The 15,549-nt window shown below is 55.1% G+C and carries 17 protein-coding genes and 1 other RNA gene; 13 read left to right on the top strand and 5 right to left on the bottom strand.

What is annotated here, in order from left to right:
- Positions 1-29 precede the first annotated feature (29 nt).
- Positions 30-1,076, bottom strand: a complete 1,047-nt coding sequence (locus DFO56_RS16235; RefSeq protein ID WP_045509216.1) for a PLP-dependent cysteine synthase family protein — start codon at positions 1,074-1,076, stop codon at positions 30-32.
- A 115-nt stretch (positions 1,077-1,191) separates the two neighbouring features.
- On the opposite strand from DFO56_RS16235, the gene DFO56_RS16240 reads away from it, so the two are divergent.
- The 5 genes from DFO56_RS16240 to amtB all read left to right on the top strand — a co-directional run bounded on the left by DFO56_RS16240 (position 1,192) and on the right by amtB (position 7,148).
- Positions 1,192-1,650, top strand: coding sequence for an Lrp/AsnC family transcriptional regulator (locus DFO56_RS16240; RefSeq protein ID WP_045509214.1), 459 nt, complete (start codon positions 1,192-1,194; stop codon positions 1,648-1,650).
- Positions 1,651-1,701: 51 nt separating this feature from the next.
- The gene (locus DFO56_RS16245; protein ID WP_045509212.1) at positions 1,702-3,465 is read left to right on the top strand and encodes a SmdA family multidrug ABC transporter permease/ATP-binding protein; all 1,764 of its coding nucleotides are present in this window, start codon (positions 1,702-1,704) and stop codon (positions 3,463-3,465) included.
- Positions 3,458-5,236: a SmdB family multidrug efflux ABC transporter permease/ATP-binding protein gene (locus DFO56_RS16250; protein ID WP_045509210.1), complete on the top strand. Its 1,779-nt coding sequence runs from the start codon at positions 3,458-3,460 to the stop codon at positions 5,234-5,236. Before DFO56_RS16245 ends, DFO56_RS16250 begins: the two co-directional genes overlap by 8 nt.
- A 255-nt stretch (positions 5,237-5,491) precedes the next feature.
- A complete protein-coding gene (gene glnK / locus DFO56_RS16255) occupies positions 5,492-5,830 on the top strand; it encodes a P-II family nitrogen regulator (RefSeq protein ID WP_002891893.1) in 339 nt (112 codons plus the stop codon).
- A 31-nt stretch (positions 5,831-5,861) separates the two neighbouring features.
- On the top strand, positions 5,862-7,148 hold the full coding sequence (gene amtB, locus DFO56_RS16260; protein ID WP_020456781.1) for an ammonium transporter AmtB: 1,287 nt from the start codon (positions 5,862-5,864) through the stop codon (positions 7,146-7,148).
- Between the two features lie 84 nt (positions 7,149-7,232).
- Here the strand turns inward: amtB and tesB are convergent, their stop codons facing one another.
- Positions 7,233-8,093, bottom strand: coding sequence for an acyl-CoA thioesterase II (gene tesB / locus DFO56_RS16265; protein ID WP_045509206.1), 861 nt, complete (start codon positions 8,091-8,093; stop codon positions 7,233-7,235).
- Positions 8,094-8,308: 215 nt separating this feature from the next.
- Between tesB and DFO56_RS16270 the strand changes: the two genes are divergently transcribed.
- Positions 8,309-8,878, top strand: a complete 570-nt coding sequence (locus DFO56_RS16270; protein ID WP_020456783.1) for a YbaY family lipoprotein — start codon at positions 8,309-8,311, stop codon at positions 8,876-8,878.
- A 32-nt stretch (positions 8,879-8,910) separates the two neighbouring features.
- On the opposite strand, the gene DFO56_RS16275 is transcribed toward DFO56_RS16270, so the two are convergent.
- Entirely contained in the window at positions 8,911-9,222 is a 312-nt protein-coding gene (locus DFO56_RS16275) for an MGMT family protein (protein WP_045509204.1), read from the bottom strand.
- Between the two features lie 165 nt (positions 9,223-9,387).
- On the opposite strand from DFO56_RS16275, the gene ffs reads away from it, so the two are divergent.
- Positions 9,388-9,484, top strand: an RNA gene (gene ffs, locus DFO56_RS16280) — signal recognition particle sRNA small type.
- Between the two features lie 31 nt (positions 9,485-9,515).
- On the opposite strand, the gene DFO56_RS16285 is transcribed toward ffs, so the two are convergent.
- Complete coding sequence (locus tag DFO56_RS16285; RefSeq protein ID WP_045509202.1) at positions 9,516-9,926, bottom strand: GFA family protein; 411 nt, start codon at positions 9,924-9,926, stop codon at positions 9,516-9,518.
- 155 nt (positions 9,927-10,081) lie between these two features.
- On the opposite strand from DFO56_RS16285, the gene DFO56_RS16290 reads away from it, so the two are divergent.
- The gene (locus DFO56_RS16290; protein ID WP_045509200.1) at positions 10,082-10,675 is read left to right on the top strand and encodes a hypothetical protein; all 594 of its coding nucleotides are present in this window, start codon (positions 10,082-10,084) and stop codon (positions 10,673-10,675) included.
- Positions 10,676-10,678: 3 nt separating this feature from the next.
- Here DFO56_RS16290 and DFO56_RS16295 read toward each other — a convergent pair whose 3' ends face one another.
- Positions 10,679-12,100 (bottom strand): PLP-dependent aminotransferase family protein, encoded by a 1,422-nt coding sequence (locus DFO56_RS16295; protein ID WP_045509198.1) that lies wholly within the window; start codon positions 12,098-12,100, stop codon positions 10,679-10,681.
- Positions 12,101-12,184: 84 nt separating this feature from the next.
- Here DFO56_RS16295 and DFO56_RS16300 point away from each other — a divergent pair, with 84 nt between their 5' ends.
- The 5 genes from DFO56_RS16300 (at position 12,185) to DFO56_RS16320 (ending at position 15,512) form a co-directional block, all read left to right on the top strand.
- Complete coding sequence (locus tag DFO56_RS16300) at positions 12,185-12,796, top strand: YitT family protein (protein WP_045509196.1); 612 nt, start codon at positions 12,185-12,187, stop codon at positions 12,794-12,796.
- A 134-nt stretch (positions 12,797-12,930) separates the two neighbouring features.
- The gene (locus DFO56_RS16305; protein WP_045509194.1) at positions 12,931-13,476 is read left to right on the top strand and encodes a GNAT family N-acetyltransferase; all 546 of its coding nucleotides are present in this window, start codon (positions 12,931-12,933) and stop codon (positions 13,474-13,476) included.
- Positions 13,477-13,709: 233 nt separating this feature from the next.
- Entirely contained in the window at positions 13,710-13,961 is a 252-nt protein-coding gene (locus tag DFO56_RS16310) for a hypothetical protein (protein WP_017459970.1), read from the top strand.
- Complete coding sequence (locus tag DFO56_RS16315; protein WP_020456790.1) at positions 13,958-14,176, top strand: hypothetical protein; 219 nt, start codon at positions 13,958-13,960, stop codon at positions 14,174-14,176. Before DFO56_RS16310 ends, DFO56_RS16315 begins: the two co-directional genes overlap by 4 nt.
- 256 nt (positions 14,177-14,432) lie before the next feature.
- Complete coding sequence (locus DFO56_RS16320) at positions 14,433-15,512, top strand: LacI family DNA-binding transcriptional regulator (protein ID WP_045509192.1); 1,080 nt, start codon at positions 14,433-14,435, stop codon at positions 15,510-15,512.
- Positions 15,513-15,549 lie beyond the last annotated feature (37 nt).

The following is a 15,549-nucleotide window of genomic DNA, read 5'->3' on the forward strand; positions in this document are numbered from 1 at the left end:
GCAAGCCAGGCGCTACTGCCTGGCTTTTTTTATGCCGTAAGGCGGGCGATTTCGGCTTTCCACTGCTCAATATCACCAAAGTTCGCCGCTACCCATTGCGGGTTGTAGTAGGTGTCCAGATAGCGTTCACCGCTGTCGCACAGCAGCGTCACGATTGAGCCGCTGCGGCCTTCTTCACGCATTCGTGCGGCAAGCTGCAACACGCCCCACATATTGGTACCGGTGGATGCACCCACTTTGCGCCCCAGTTGCGTTTCCAGCCATTGCGCGGTGGCAATGCTTGCCGCATCCGGCACGCGCAGCATCTCATCAACAACGTCGGCGATGAACGAGGGTTCCACACGCGGGCGGCCAATGCCTTCGATTTTACTGCCTACCGCGCTTCGCAGACTGGCGTCGCGATGCTGCCAGTAGTCGAGGAACACGGAATTTTCAGGATCGACCACCATCAACTGGGTGTCATACCCCTGGCTGCGAATATAGCGGCCAATGGTGGCGGAAGTCCCGCCAGTACCCGCGCTCATCACAATATAGTCGGGTTTCGGATGCGGTTCATTTTTCATCTGGCGGAAAATACTGTCGGCAATGTTGTTATTGCCACGCCAGTCGGTTGCGCGCTCGGCAAAAGTGAATTGATCCATATAGTGACCGTTCAGTTCTTTCGCCAGCCGTTCGGACTCGGCGTAAATCTCGCAGGCGCTATCGACAAAGTGGCAGCGACCGCCGTAGAACTCAATCTGCTCAATCTTGCGTTTCGCCGTACAGTGCGGCATCACGGCAATAAACGGTAAACCTAAAAGCCGTGCGAACCACGCCTCTGAAACCGCCGTGGAACCGGAGGAGGCTTCAATAATCGTGGTGCCCTCTTTGATCCAGCCGTTGCATAAGCCGTAAAGAAACAGCGAGCGCGCCAGACGGTGCTTCAGGCTGCCGGTCGGGTGAGTGCTTTCATCTTTTAAATAGAGGTTGATGCCTGCAAAACCCGGCAACGCCAGGCGGATCAAATGGGTATCTGCTGAGCGCTGTGCGTCCGCATTAATTTCGTTGATAGCGTATTTAACCCAGTTGCTATTCATGGTGGTTATCCGTTTGTCATTTTGTGCCCAGTCTAGCGAAAGAGAAAGAAAAAAGGGTTGTCATTTCGCCTTTGTATTAGACTGTTAAGAGAAAAATATTCTCCTGAGGTGGGTAATGTTAGATAAAATTGACCGCAAACTGCTTTCGCTGCTGCAACAGGATTGTTCGCTCTCTTTGCAGGCGCTGGCAGATGCCGTTAATCTGACCACCACACCGTGCTGGAAACGTCTGAAGCGGCTGGAAGATGACGGCATTTTACTCGGTCGGGTGGCGGTGCTGGATGCCGAAAAACTGGGGTTAAATTTAACGGCATTTGTGCTGATCAAAACCCAGCATCACAGCAGCGACTGGTACTGCCGTTTCGTTAGCGAAGTCACGCAGATGCCGGAAGTGCTCGGTTTCTGGCGCATGGCGGGAGAATACGACTATCTTCTGCGTGTGCAGGTGGCAGATATGAAACGCTATGACGACTTTTACAAGAAGCTGGTGAACAGCGTTCCGGGGCTGTCAGATGTCACTTCTAGCTTCGCCATGGAACAGATAAAATACACCACGGCTTTGCCCATTGAATAACCCTCGCGGCAGTAATTCACTGCCGGAAAATCACGTTCAGGATGTAACCGCGTGCGATTATTTGCTCAGTTAGGCTGGTACTTTCGCCGGGAATGGCAACGCTATCTCGGGGCTGTCGCCTTACTTATTATCATTGCTATCTTGCAGCTTATCCCGCCCAAAGTGGTGGGGATCGTGGTGGATGGCGTTACCGAACAGCATTTCACCACGCAACAAGTGTGGATGTGGGTAGGTGTTTTAGTCGCTGTGGCTATCGTCACCTACTTGCTGCGCTACGTCTGGCGCGTCTGGCTGTTCGGCGCATCCTATCAACTGGCCGTTGAGTTGCGGGAAGATTTTTACCGTCAGTTGAGCCGACAACACCCGGAATTTTATCTCCGCCACCGCACCGGTGATTTGATGGCCCGCGCGACCAACGATGTCGATCGCGTCGTTTTTGCCGCGGGTGAAGGGGTGCTGACGCTGGTGGATTCGCTGGTGATGGGCTGCGTGGTGCTCGTAGTGATGTCAACGCAAATCAGCTGGCAGCTCACGCTGCTGTCGCTATTACCTATGCCGATTATGGCGCTGGTTATCAAGCGTTACGGCGATCAATTGCATCAGCGCTTTAAGCTGGCGCAGGCGGCGTTTTCCGCGTTAAACGATCGAACCCAGGAGAGCATGACCAGCATTCGCATGATCAAAGCGTTTGGTCTGGAGGATCGCCAGTCGGCGTTGTTCAGCCGTGAGGCGGCAGATACCGGTGCAAAAAACATGCGCGTGGCGCGCGTTGATGCCCGTTTTGATCCCACTATTTATATCGCCATTGGTATGGCAAATATGCTGGCGATTGGCGGCGGTAGCTGGATGGTGGTACACGGTTCCTTAACGCTCGGCCAGTTAACCAGCTTCGCTATGTATCTGGGGCTGATGATTTGGCCGATGCTGGCGCTGGCGTGGATGTTTAATATCGTCGAGCGCGGCAGCGCGGCTTATAGCCGTATCCGCGATATGCTGGCGGAAGCACCGGTAGTGAATGACGGCACCGAACCGGTGCCGGAAGGGCGCGGTAACCTGAATATCGCCATCCGTGAATTTCGTTACCCGCAGACCGGGAGCGCGGTGCTTAACAACGTGGCAGCGACGCTGGCGCCAGGCCAGATGTTGGGCATTTGCGGCCCGACAGGCGCCGGGAAAACCACATTGCTTTCTCTGATTCAGCGCCATTTCGATGTTGAGCAGGGCGATATCCGTTTTCATGATATCCCCCTGACGCGCCTGCAACTGGACGCCTGGCGCAGCCGGCTGGCGGTGGTCAACCAGACGCCATTCCTCTTTTCCGATACCGTGGGCAACAATATTGCGCTGGGTAAACCTGGCGCGACGCAGGAGGAGATCGAGCATGTGGCGAAACTTGCCAGCGTGCACGACGATATTCTGCGTTTGCCGCAGGGGTATGACACCGAAGTGGGTGAGCGCGGCGTGATGCTTTCCGGCGGGCAAAAACAGCGGATCTCAATTGCCCGTGCGCTGCTGCTGAATGCGGAGATTTTAATCCTTGATGATGCGCTCTCCGCCGTGGATGGCCGTACTGAACACCAGATTTTGCACAACCTGCGCCAGTGGGGCGAAGGACGCACCGTTATTATCAGCGCGCATCGCCTGTCGGCGCTGACCGAGGCCAGTGAGATTATTGTCATGCAGCATGGGCACATCGCACAACGCGGCCAGCACGAGCAACTGGCGCGCCAGCCGGGCTGGTATCGCGATATGTATCGCTATCAGCAACTTGAGGCGGCGCTGAATGATGTTCCGCAGGAGGCGGTTGATGCGTAATTTCACCAAACAGTGGCCAACGCTGAAACGCTTGCTGAAATACGGCTCGCCGTGGCGCAAACCGTTGGCTAAAGCGGTGCTGATGCTGTGGGTCGCGGCGATTGCCGAAGTCTCCGGCCCGGCGCTGATCAGCTACTTTATCGATAATATGGTGGCGAAAAACTATCTGCCGCTCGGCGTGGTTGCCGGGATGGCGGCGGTGTATGTCGGCCTGCAATTACTTGCGGCCCTGCTGCATTATGCGCAAGCGCTGCTGTTTAACCAGGCGGCGGTCGGCGTGGTGCAACAGTTGCGTACCGATGTGATGGATGCCGCCCTGCGTCAGCCGCTCAGCGCGTTTGACACCCAGCCTGTCGGGCAGATTATTTCGCGCGTGACCAATGATACTGAAGTGATCCGCGATCTCTACGTCACGGTGGTGGCAACGGTGTTGCGCAGCGCGGCGCTGATTGGCGCGATGCTGGTAGCGATGTTTAGCCTCGACTGGCGCATGGCGCTGGTAGCGATGGCGATTTTCCCGGCGGTGCTGATAGTGATGCTGCTTTACCAGCGTTACAGCACGCCGATTGTGCGGCGTATGCGTGCTTATCTGGCGGATATCAATGATGGTTTCAACGAAATCATCAACGGGATGAGCGTTATTCAGCAGTTTCGCCAGCAGGCGCGTTTTGGGGAACGCATGAGCGAATCCAGCCGTTCGCACTATATCGCCCGCATGCAAACCCTGCGGCTGGACGGCTTTTTGCTGCGTCCGCTGTTGAGCCTTTTCTCCGCGCTGGTGCTGTGTGGCTTGCTGATGCTATTCGGTTTCTCGTCCGTAGGCACGGTAGAGGTTGGGGTGCTGTATGCCTTCATCAGCTATCTCGGGCGTCTTAACGAGCCGTTGATTGAACTGACAACGCAGCAGTCAATGCTGCAGCAGGCGGTAGTCGCTGGTGAGCGCGTGTTCGAGCTGATGGACAGGCCGCGCCAGACTTACGGCTACGATGACGCGCCGCTGCAAAGCGGGTCTATCGATATCGACAATCTCTCTTTTGCTTACCGCGACGATCAACTGGTGCTGCAGGATATCTCCTTGCACGTGGAGACGCGCAGTTTTGTCGCGCTGGTCGGGCACACCGGCAGTGGCAAAAGTACGCTGGCCAGCCTGTTAATGGGCTATTACCCGCTGACGAAAGGGGAGATCCGTCTGGACGGGCGTCCTCTGTCTGCATTAGGGCATGCGCCGCTGCGCAAAGGTGTGGCGATGGTGCAGCAGGATCCGGTAGTGCTGGCGGACAGCTTCTACGCTAACGTGACGCTGGGGCGTGAAATCAGCGAAGAACAGGTGTGGAAAGCGCTGGAAACGGTGCAGTTAGCTGAGCTGGCGCGCACGATGAGCGACGGTATTTACACACGATTGGGCGAGCAGGGTAATAACCTCTCGGTGGGGCAAAAACAGCTGCTGGCGCTGGCGCGCGTGCTGGTTGATACGCCGCAGATCCTGATTCTGGATGAAGCGACAGCGAACATCGATTCCGGCACCGAACAGGCAATTCAGCACGCGCTGGCGGCCGTGCGTGAGCATACGACGCTGGTGGTGATCGCCCACCGTTTATCGACCATTGTTGAGGCAGAAACGATTCTGGTGCTGCATCGCGGCCAGGCGGTTGAGCGCGGTAATCATCAGCAACTGCTTGAAGCGAAGGGCCGTTACTGGCAGATGTATCAGTTGCAGCTTGCCGGTGAGGAGCTGGCTGCCAGCGCGCGCGAAGAGTCGCTTATCGCCTGATGCACCAAAATTAAGCACGCACCTTCACGGACTCTCTGTTGGTGCAAAAAAGTAACGCACCATGCACTGTCATGGTGCGTTTTTCTTTGCGCTTAACCTGCCGAATCATAAGCAAAGTTTTTCCCCTTTCTTGCTCTGCCCGTCCGGGCGCACTAACAACCTGAAATCTTCCCTGTTTTCATTCCTGGCACAACGATTGCAATGTCTATTGCGTGTTAGCTGCGGCCATTATCGAATTCGACTGGAGGGGGATCTATGAAGCTGGTTACCGTGGTGATTAAGCCATTCAAACTTGAAGACGTGCGTGAAGCGCTTTCTTCTATTGGTATTCAAGGGCTGACCGTAACTGAAGTGAAAGGCTTTGGCCGTCAGAAGGGTCACGCTGAGCTGTACCGCGGTGCGGAATATAGCGTCAATTTCCTGCCAAAAGTGAAAATTGATGTGGCGATCGCTGACGATCAACTCGATGAAGTGATCGATGTGATCAGCAAAGCGGCCTACACCGGAAAAATTGGCGACGGCAAAATCTTCGTTGCCGAGCTGCAACGCGTCATTCGTATTCGTACCGGCGAAGCCGACGAAGCGGCACTGTAATACAAGACACACAGTGATGGGGATCGGAACAATGAAAAACACAACATTAAAAACAGCTCTTGCTTCGCTGGCGTTGCTGCCAGGCCTGGCGATGGCGGCTCCCGCTGTGGCGGATAAAGCCGACAACGGCTTTATGATGATTTGCACCGCGCTGGTGCTGTTTATGACCATTCCGGGCATTGCGCTTTTTTACGGCGGTTTGATCCGCGGTAAAAACGTACTGTCGATGCTGACGCAGGTTGCCGTCACCTTCGCTCTGGTGTGCATCCTGTGGGTGGTGTATGGCTACTCGCTGGCATTTGGCGAGGGCAACAGCTTCTTCGGCAGCTTCAACTGGGCAATGTTGAAAAACATCGAACTGAAAGCCGTGATGGGCAGCATTTATCAGTACATCCACGTGGCGTTCCAGGGTTCCTTCGCTTGTATCACCGTTGGCCTGATTGTCGGCGCGCTGGCTGAGCGTATTCGCTTCTCTGCGGTGCTGATTTTTGTGGTGGTATGGCTGACGCTCTCTTACGTGCCGATTGCACACATGGTCTGGGGCGGCGGTCTGCTGGCAACCCACGGCGCGCTGGATTTCGCGGGCGGTACGGTTGTTCACATCAACGCCGCGATTGCAGGTCTGGTGGGTGCTTACCTGATTGGTAAACGCGTGGGCTTTGGCAAAGAAGCATTCAAACCGCATAACCTGCCGATGGTCTTCACCGGTACCGCTATCCTCTATGTTGGTTGGTTTGGCTTCAACGCTGGCTCTGCAAGCTCGGCGAACGAAATCGCGGCGCTGGCCTTTGTGAACACTGTCGTTGCTACTGCGGCCGCTATTCTGGCGTGGGTATTTGGCGAATGGGCAATGCGCGGCAAGCCGTCTCTGCTCGGTGCTTGTTCTGGTGCCATCGCGGGTCTGGTTGGTATCACCCCGGCCTGTGGTTATGTGGGTGTCGGCGGCGCACTGATTGTGGGTCTGATTGCCGGTCTGGCTGGTCTGTGGGGCGTTACTGCGCTGAAACGTATGTTGCGTGTAGATGACCCGTGCGATGTCTTCGGTGTGCACGGTGTGTGCGGCATCGTCGGTTGTATCCTGACGGGTATCTTCGCGTCTACGTCGCTGGGCGGTGTCGGTTTCGCTGAAGGTGTGACCATGGGCCATCAGGTGCTGGTACAGCTGGAAAGCGTTGCCATCACTATCGTGTGGTCTGGCGTGGTGGCCTTTATCGGCTACAAACTGGCGGACATGACGGTAGGTCTGCGCGTACCGGAAGAGCAAGAGCGTGAAGGGCTGGATGTGAACAGCCACGGCGAAAACGCCTATAACGCCTGATTACGTTGAGTTATCTCCTGAGCATAAAAAAGCCTCCGATCGGAGGCTTTTCTTTTTAAAGCATTTAAAGCGTTTAAAGCGCAGTTAGTTGCGATTGCGCATAACGCCTTCCTGCACGCTGGAGGCCACCAGCACACCCTCTTGCGTATAGAACTCACCGCGCACAAAACCGCGAGCGCTGGAAGCTGACGTACTTTCCACACTGTAGAGCAACCACTCGTTCATATTAAACGGGCGATGGAACCACATGGAGTGGTCAATGGTGGCAACCTGCATACCGCGCTCAAGAAAGCCCACGCCGTGCGGCTGAAGCGCAACCGGCAGGAAGTTAAAGTCCGAAGCATATCCAAGCAGATATTGATGCACGCGGAAATCGTCCGGCACGGTGCCGTTTGCGCGGATCCATACCTGGCGGGTGGGATCGGCAACGTGGCCTTTTAGCGGGTTATGAAACTCAACCGGGCGGATCTCCAGAGGCTTGTCACTGAGAAACTTCTCTTTGGCCTGCGGAGGCAACAAGTGGGCAAGCGCGTGGGCAATATCCGTTTCGGATTGCAGTGAATCCGGCGACGGTGCCGACGGCATCGTTTTTTGGTGCTCGTAGCCGGTTTCCGGTGCCTGGAACGACGCGGTCATATAGAAAATAGGTTTGCCGTTCTGGATGGCCGCAACGCGTCGGGCGCTGAAACTGTTGCCATCACGCAGCACTTCCACATCATAAACAATCGGTTTTTCGCTATCACCCGGACGTAAAAAGTAACTATGGAACGAATGCACCAGGCGCTCGGCAGGAACGGTCTCTTTGGCGGCATACAAAGCCTGGCCTACGACCTGGCCGCCAAAAACCTGGCGCAAGCCGAGATCTTCGCTCTGCCCGCGAAACAAGCCCTCTTCAATTTTTTCCAGGTTCAGTAATGCCAGCAGATTGGATAACGCCTGACTCATAGATTTCCTCAAATTAATAACGGCTGACGGAGCGAATTATCCGAATAGTATAACCTGGAAAAATTGCTGGTCCGATGGGTTCAATAATCTGAATAGATGGCAGTTTGCAGGAATATATCCCGCACGTGTGCCACACTTGTTCAGGTTACGATGGTTTGACCACACATCCTGGCGGGCGAAACGCCTGCCGGTGCATTGAAGATAAGGAGAAATCAATGAAACTCGTGCACATGTTAAGTGGTTTAGCAGTCGCGGTCGCGCTGTCTGCCTGCGCCCAAAAGGGCGGCGATATTCCGACACCTGCACCTAACCCAAATGCACCTGCGGCAACAAATAAACCGGCGATCACGCAACCGAATGTTTCGGGTACGGTTTGGATCCGTCAGAAAGTGGCGTTGCCGCCAAACGCGGTACTCACCGTGACGGTTTCTGATGCTTCGCAGGCAGATGCGCCGTCGAAGGTACTGGCGCAGAAAGCTGTCCGTACTGAAGGTAAACAGTCACCGTTTAGCTTTGTGCTGCCATTTAACCCGGCGGATATTCAGCCCAACGCCCGCATCCTGCTGAGCGCGGCGATTACCATTGACAACAAAATCGTCTTTATTACCGATACGGTTAAGCCGGTTATCAACCAGGGCGGTACAAAAGTTGACCTGACGCTGGTGCCGGTACAGCAAACCGCTGTGCCGCTGCAACAAAGTGGTGGGGCGGCAACAACAGTGCCTTCCACTTCTCCCACTCAGGTAAACCCGTCGGAAGCGACACCTGCGCCGACGCAGTACTAATCTGATTGTGCTCCTCCCGGTTGGGAGGAGCCTTAATAGATCCAGCGATAATGCTGTAAATTGATTTGCCCATTTCCCGACACCACCACGCCTTCCGCCAGCAGCGCCTGACGCTGACGCTGTAAATCCGGCCCGGTCAGCGAGATACAACCATGACGATTCACCACCCGATGCCACGGTAATGTGCTGCCTTCCGGTAAGCGTTTCAGCACACCGCCCACCTGGCGTGCCGCGCGCGGTGAACCGGCCAGCTTCGCCACATCACCATAGGTCGTGACATAGCCTTCGGGGATGGCGGCAACGATTTGCCACACTCGCTGCGGGAAAGAGTCCTGTGTATCCATTGTGATGTCCTGAAGGAAGAAGAGGCAGCATAAACAGCCAATCGTGTGCTGTGAAGAGGGGATTGCGCAAGAAACCAGCATCCGCCCCGGCGCGGCTTGCAATTGCCATCCCGGATAGGGATAATGCGCCAGCGCGTTGGTTAACAACGCTCTCAATGGGGGCTCTGTTGGTTCTCCCGCAACGCTACTCTGTTCACCAGGTCAGGTCCGGAAGGAAGCAGCCAGGGCAGATGACGTGTGTGCCGGGATGTAGCTGGCAGGGCCCCCACCCAATTCTGCTTCCTTTGTTTTTCTCACTCGCGTGAATAACGCAAATACCCCGCAATGCCATCGTTTCCTCCATCCGAAGGGTGATTAACACCTTCTGAAACCGGAACTTGCGCAAAATCGAAGGGCGAAACGCCAGCAATACAGGCCACATTGACACCATACTGATCCGGGTTTGAGCGCCGCTGATGGAAGGTGTAGATGCCGCAAATCGAGCAAAAATAGTGCACAGCTGTTCCGGTGTTAAAGCGATATTCGGTCAATTTATCCTTGCCTTTAATCACCTCAATGCCCGAGAGCGGGGCCGACACGGTAACTGCGCCGCGCATTCGGCAAAAAGAGCAATTACAGCGCCGCACAGTGTTAAAACCATCCGAAAGCTGCACAGAAAACGCCACCGCGCCGCAGTGACACTGCGCCATTAATTTTTCCGCCATCGCTTTCCTCATCAAGACAAATCAAACGGGTCTTTCAACCTTAGCCTTTTTTACCTTTTTTGGTGGGGGAAACGCGTGGGTTCACTGGTGATGTTTTTATACAGAAACGGTACGCTGTAGCCGCAAAAAATAATTCTGATAAAAGGGCAGGGAGTATGCGCAACATCGTATTGGCATTGACGTTATCGGTATCGACGGCATCTTTTGCCGCTACGTTGCAGTCAGGGGTTTATGAAGGGCTGCAACTGGCGGTATCACCCTTCGGGCAGGTTATGGGCTACTACTCTGAAACCATGGGTGTTGGCATGACGCGAAACTGCTCCTTTGCGCTGGCGGGTAACGTCTCTCCGGCCGGGGAGGCGGAAATTTCCAGCTGGTCTTCCGATGTGCTGCCGGGGCATCTTTCCGCTACGGCGGACGGCGTGACATTGAAGATTGCGAACGGGCAAAACCATGACGGCTGCATGAATGTGATGGTGCCGCAGATCAACGAGGGGATTGTGTTGAGTAAAACCCAGTCGACACAATGGGTTTCTCTCGCCGAAGTGGTTGATGAGCGGGTTTATCTCAGCAGCACACCGGATACCAGCACGCGGCGCAAGGCGTGGATTGTCAAAGATGATGTGGTGGGGGTGCTGAAAACCGGGCAGGGCTGGACGCAGATCCAGTTTATTAGCGAGTCAGGGAAAAGCACCACTGGCTGGGTTAACAGCCAGTCGATAAAGCCGCTGACAGCGCCTGCGGCCTGAGTTTTACACCACGCTACGTTTTAATGGCGCTTGCGTTTCGCGAAGCGCCAGCCACAAGGGTTTAAGTCGCAGTAGCGCGTTTTCCAGCTCATTTGAATCCAGCGCGAAAGGGATACGCAGATAACGCTCAAACGCCCCTGTCAGCCCGAAACGCGGGCCAGCGCCGAGGTGGATACCAATCGTTTCTGCACGGGCGGCAAACTGTGTTGCCAGCATATCGGGCAGCTCTATCCAGAAAGAGAGGCCGCCTTCCGGCAGTGAGAAACGCCAGTCGGGGAAGTGTTCCCGCAGCAGCGCTGCACAGCGATCGCGTCGTGCTTTGAGCATATCGCGACGCGCGGGCAGGAAGTTTTCGCCATTTTCCATCAGCCATAGCGTTGCCAGTTGTTCCAGCAGCGGTGAGCCGAGTTCCAGCGTATCGCGCGTCTGCACCAGCGTAGCAATGGTTCGCGATGAGGCGCGGATCCACCCTAAACGCAGCCCACCCCAGAACGTTTTCCCCGCCGAACCGAGCGTAATTACCGTGCTGCTACTATCAAACGCCGCCATTGGCGGTGGTGGCGGAGATTCGTACCACAAATCTACCATCGTTTCGTCAACCACCAGGGTGGTGCGCGCTTGCGCGGCAACGCTGACGATGGCCCTGCGCGTGGCGATATCCATACAGCGGCCGGTTGGATTGTGATAATCAGGCATTAAATAAGCCAGCCGTGGCGCGGTCTGCGCCAGCGTCGCGGCGAAACCGTCGATGTCCCAGCCCGTTTGTGGTAAAGAAACGCCAACCGGCCTGCACGACGCTCCCTGAATGGCGGCAATCGCCAGCGGGTAGGTTGGATGATCGACCACCACGCGATCGCCGGGCCCGGTCAGCATGCGCAGAATCAGCGCCAGACCGCTGAGCGCGCCATTGACTACCATCACTTCATCAGCATGCGTGGGTAAACCGCGGGCGGTGTATCGTGTGGCAATCGCTTCGCGCAATGCCTGCACACCTAATTGCCCGTAACCGGTGCGGGAAAGATAGGGCGGAATGGCCGCCAGCGCGTGGGTATAAGCCTGGTGAATTTCCGGGCCAGCGCTGAGCGCGGCAGTGGAGAGATCGAGTGCTGTGCCCGCCGTGCTTAGCGTGGGTATCGCGCGGCTATCGGGCAGGATCACGCGCGAGCCACTGCCGTGGCGGCTTTCCAGATAACCTTCATCACGCAAGTGTGCGAGTGCGCTGGCAACGGTTGTGCGGCTAATCTCGAGCATTGAGGCAAGTTCACGCTCTCCGGGAAGGCGTGTCTCCATTGCCAGCCTGCCATCAAGGATCAGCAGGCGCAGCGCGTCGGCAAGTTGTCGCCATAACGGCGTACGCGAAGCGGGTTGTTGCCAGTGGCCCAACAGACGGTGTAACGAGTGGCTACCCAGACGGCGTGATGACATATACAGTCCACTATTTGAAAACTGGACATTAATAATAAGTCCATTTCCGGTAAAGATGAAAGCCTGAACAACCGGAGAAAAATAATGCTACGTCGACTAATTCAACTGTATACAGGTCTGGCTCTGTACGGCGTTTCTACCGCCATGTTTGTACGCGCGGATCTGGGCGCGGACCCATGGAACGTCTTTCATTTAGGCATAATGAAATTGTTATCACTGGATATTGGTACGGTGATGATCGTGACCGGTGCGCTGGTGCTGCTACTGTGGATCCCGCTGCGCCAGCGGCCCGGATTGGGAACGCTCAGTAATGTGATTGTATTAGGTCTGGCCGCCGATGCTGCGTTGTCGCTGATGCCGGTGCTGAATTCGCTGGTGGCTCGCGGCACCTTACTGGTTTGCGCCGTGGTAGTGAATGCCATCGCGACCGGAATGTATATTGGCGCGGGGTTTGGTGCCGGGCCGCGTGATGGGCTAATGACCGGTATTCATGCGCGCACCGGCTGGTCGGTGCGGACTATCCGCACGGCGATTGAAGTTTCTGTGCTGTTTATCGGCTGGCTGCTGGGGGGAACCGTTGGCGTGGGCACGGTGGTTTACGCACTGGCGATTGGCCCGCTGATCCAGCTTTGCCTGCCGTGGTTTCGTCAGAAACCAACGAGAAAGCCTGAGCCACAAAGCGAGCCAGCCTTATAAATGTGTATTCACTGCAATGCGCTGCGCCATTCACCCCCCTCAATTTTGGAGTTGAGCGGGCGGTTTACTTTATAAAACGACCAGGGGATTCTGGTGTAACAACATCCGTTGGCGTTGAAAAGGAGTGATGGTCAATGGCAACACCCGAGCTCGAAACCGCAAGACTTCTTCTCAAGCCGCTGGCATCGGAAGATGCCACGCAAATTCAGCGTATTTTCCCGCGCTGGGAAATCGTGCGCTACCTGATAGCCAGTGTGCCCTGGCCCTACCCGGAAGGTGCCGCGCAGCATTATGTAGATAATGTTGCGCTGGCGGCAAACCGCGCAGGGGAAGGCTGGTTTTGGACGCTGCGTCGCAAAGCAGACCCGACAGAATTGATGGGGGTTATTTGCTTAATGAATACGCCAGATAATAACCGGGGTTTCTGGCTGGCACCGGAGTGGCAAGGGCAGGGCTATATGACGGAAGCTTGCCATGCTGTGAATGATTACTGGTTCAATGTGCTCGATCGCGATGTTCTGCGCGCACCGAAAGCCGTGGCGAATGCGCGTTCGAAAAAGATTTCTGAACGTAGCGGAATGCGGCTGGTTCGCTGCGAGAAAGGGCAATACGTCTCCGGAGAACTGGACACCGAGCTTTGGGAGATAACGCGCGACGAATGGAATAATTTTCACCGCTGAAACCTGTCAGCCGCAGGAGGCTGACAGGTTATTTAAATTTCATTGTCGATATATTTATTTACGCAGGTTTATTTGTCATTTAAATGACATATTAATTTAATATTTTTGTCATAATTCTTAGGCAGATTAATCTAGGGTTTTTTAAGTTGTTATAATTCTGAAATATATTTCTGGATCACTTCCATAAGTTCGTGTATTAATTAGCATGTTTATTCACACAAGAAGGGATAATCATGGCCAGTGCTGTATTAAACGTCAAAATTGATGAAGCGCTAAAAGAGAAACTTCGTCATTACGCAGAAGTAAATAGTGAAAATCTCGGCACCGCGACAGAAAAACTGTTGCTGCTGGCTTTTCAGGCTGCGGAAGAGGCGGGAGTATCGGAAGACGACATTGATAACCAGCATACCGAAGAAGAGAGTTCTACTCCGTTAACTCCTAAAGAAATTAAAGCGTTACGTAAACTTCTGAAGAAGAAAAAATGAACCAACAACTGCTATCAACCGCCAGCAACTATGGCGAAGCCTGTGAGTTGCTGCGCTCAGGTTTTGTTAAACAAGTTCGTCTGGACTGGAATATCGGAAGTGATGAGTTTTTTCGCATCGCATCAGACTGGTGCGACGCTGGAGCGAAAATTAAAAAAGAAGGGCACAGCTTTATTATTTCGATAAAAGGCTTCCCGATCCCGCGTCAGCAGTAATGTATTTGTCATGAAACTGTCATTTTAATTGCATTAAAAAATGTGATGGTGGTTTCATAATAAAAATACGTAACCATCTCAAATGCACATTACGGATGATGTTTCCGACGAGCCTTTTGTGGCTCGTCGCTATTTCTTTTCCCGCACAATATCCTTCAACTGTATTTAGCCCCGTCTGGTATTTTCTCCGAAGCGCTCACAGGCACTGACCTGCAAACCGGGTATACTGGAAAACTGTTTGCAGCCGGGAAGCGCTATGAAAACCATCACTCTTTATGATGTCGCCAGCCATGCGGGCGTCTCTTACCAGACCGTTTCGCGCGTGATTAACGATGCGGCACATGTCTCGCCAAGGACGCGCGAGAAAGTGCTCGCTGCAATGGCGAAACTGCATTACATCCCCAATCGCGGTGCTCAGCAACTGGCAGGTAAACGCACAAAAACGCTCGGTTTGTTGACGTCCGATCTGGCTTTGCATGCGCCATCGCAAATCGCGTCGGCGGTAAAATCCCGCGCCGGCCAGGCCGCGGCCAGCGTGATCATCTCTATGTTGGAGCAGCACGATGCAGCCAGCTGCTCGGCTGCCTTACAGGAACTGCTGGCGCAGCGCGTTGAAGGCGTGTTGATCAACGTGCCGCTTGATGATGCGCTGGCGCAGCAACTCGCGGCGCAGGCGGCACCCACGCCTGTGTTGTTCCTGGATGTTGGCGAGACGGCCGCGGTGAACAGCCTGGTGTTTGATGCCATGCAAGGCGCGCGGCTTGGCGTAGAACATCTGCTGGCGCAGGGGCATCGTCAGATTGCGTTACTCGGCGGGCCGCGGACTTCGGTTTCCGCCCGCACCCGCTTTGCTGGCTGGCTGACGGCGCTCCAGCAGGCGGGGCTTACGCCTTGTGCCAGCGCGCACGGTGACTGGAGCGCGGCTTCCGGTTATGAAAAAGCGCACAGTTTGCTTGCGTGCAACCAGTTACCCGACGCGGTGCTGGTGGCAAATGATCAAATGGCGCTTGGCGTTATTCGCGCCTGCGTCGAGAAAGGAATTGATGTGCCGGCGCAAATCTCGGTGGTGGGTTATGACGATACCGCCGATAGCGCCTGGTTTTCCCCACCGCTCACCACTATCCGTCAGGCATTTAAAGAGGCCGGGGAGCGAAGCGTCGACTGGCTACTCAGCCCGTCAGCTCAGGGCGATGTCACAGGTCAAACGCGGCTGCCGGTGATGCTCATCGAACGCCACTCCACCGCGCCAGCCCGGCAACAGAAACTGAGCGGTGAAACCCTTGCCAGACGCTTAAACGAACTGGCGCAGCAGGTTGCGATGCTGGATCGCCGTTAACACTTTTGTGATCCCCTTCGCTTTGATCCTGCTACCG

The sequence above is a fragment of the Kosakonia sp. AG348 genome, from assembly GCF_003337365.1.
In the GTDB taxonomy this organism is placed as follows: domain Bacteria; phylum Pseudomonadota; class Gammaproteobacteria; order Enterobacterales; family Enterobacteriaceae; genus Kosakonia.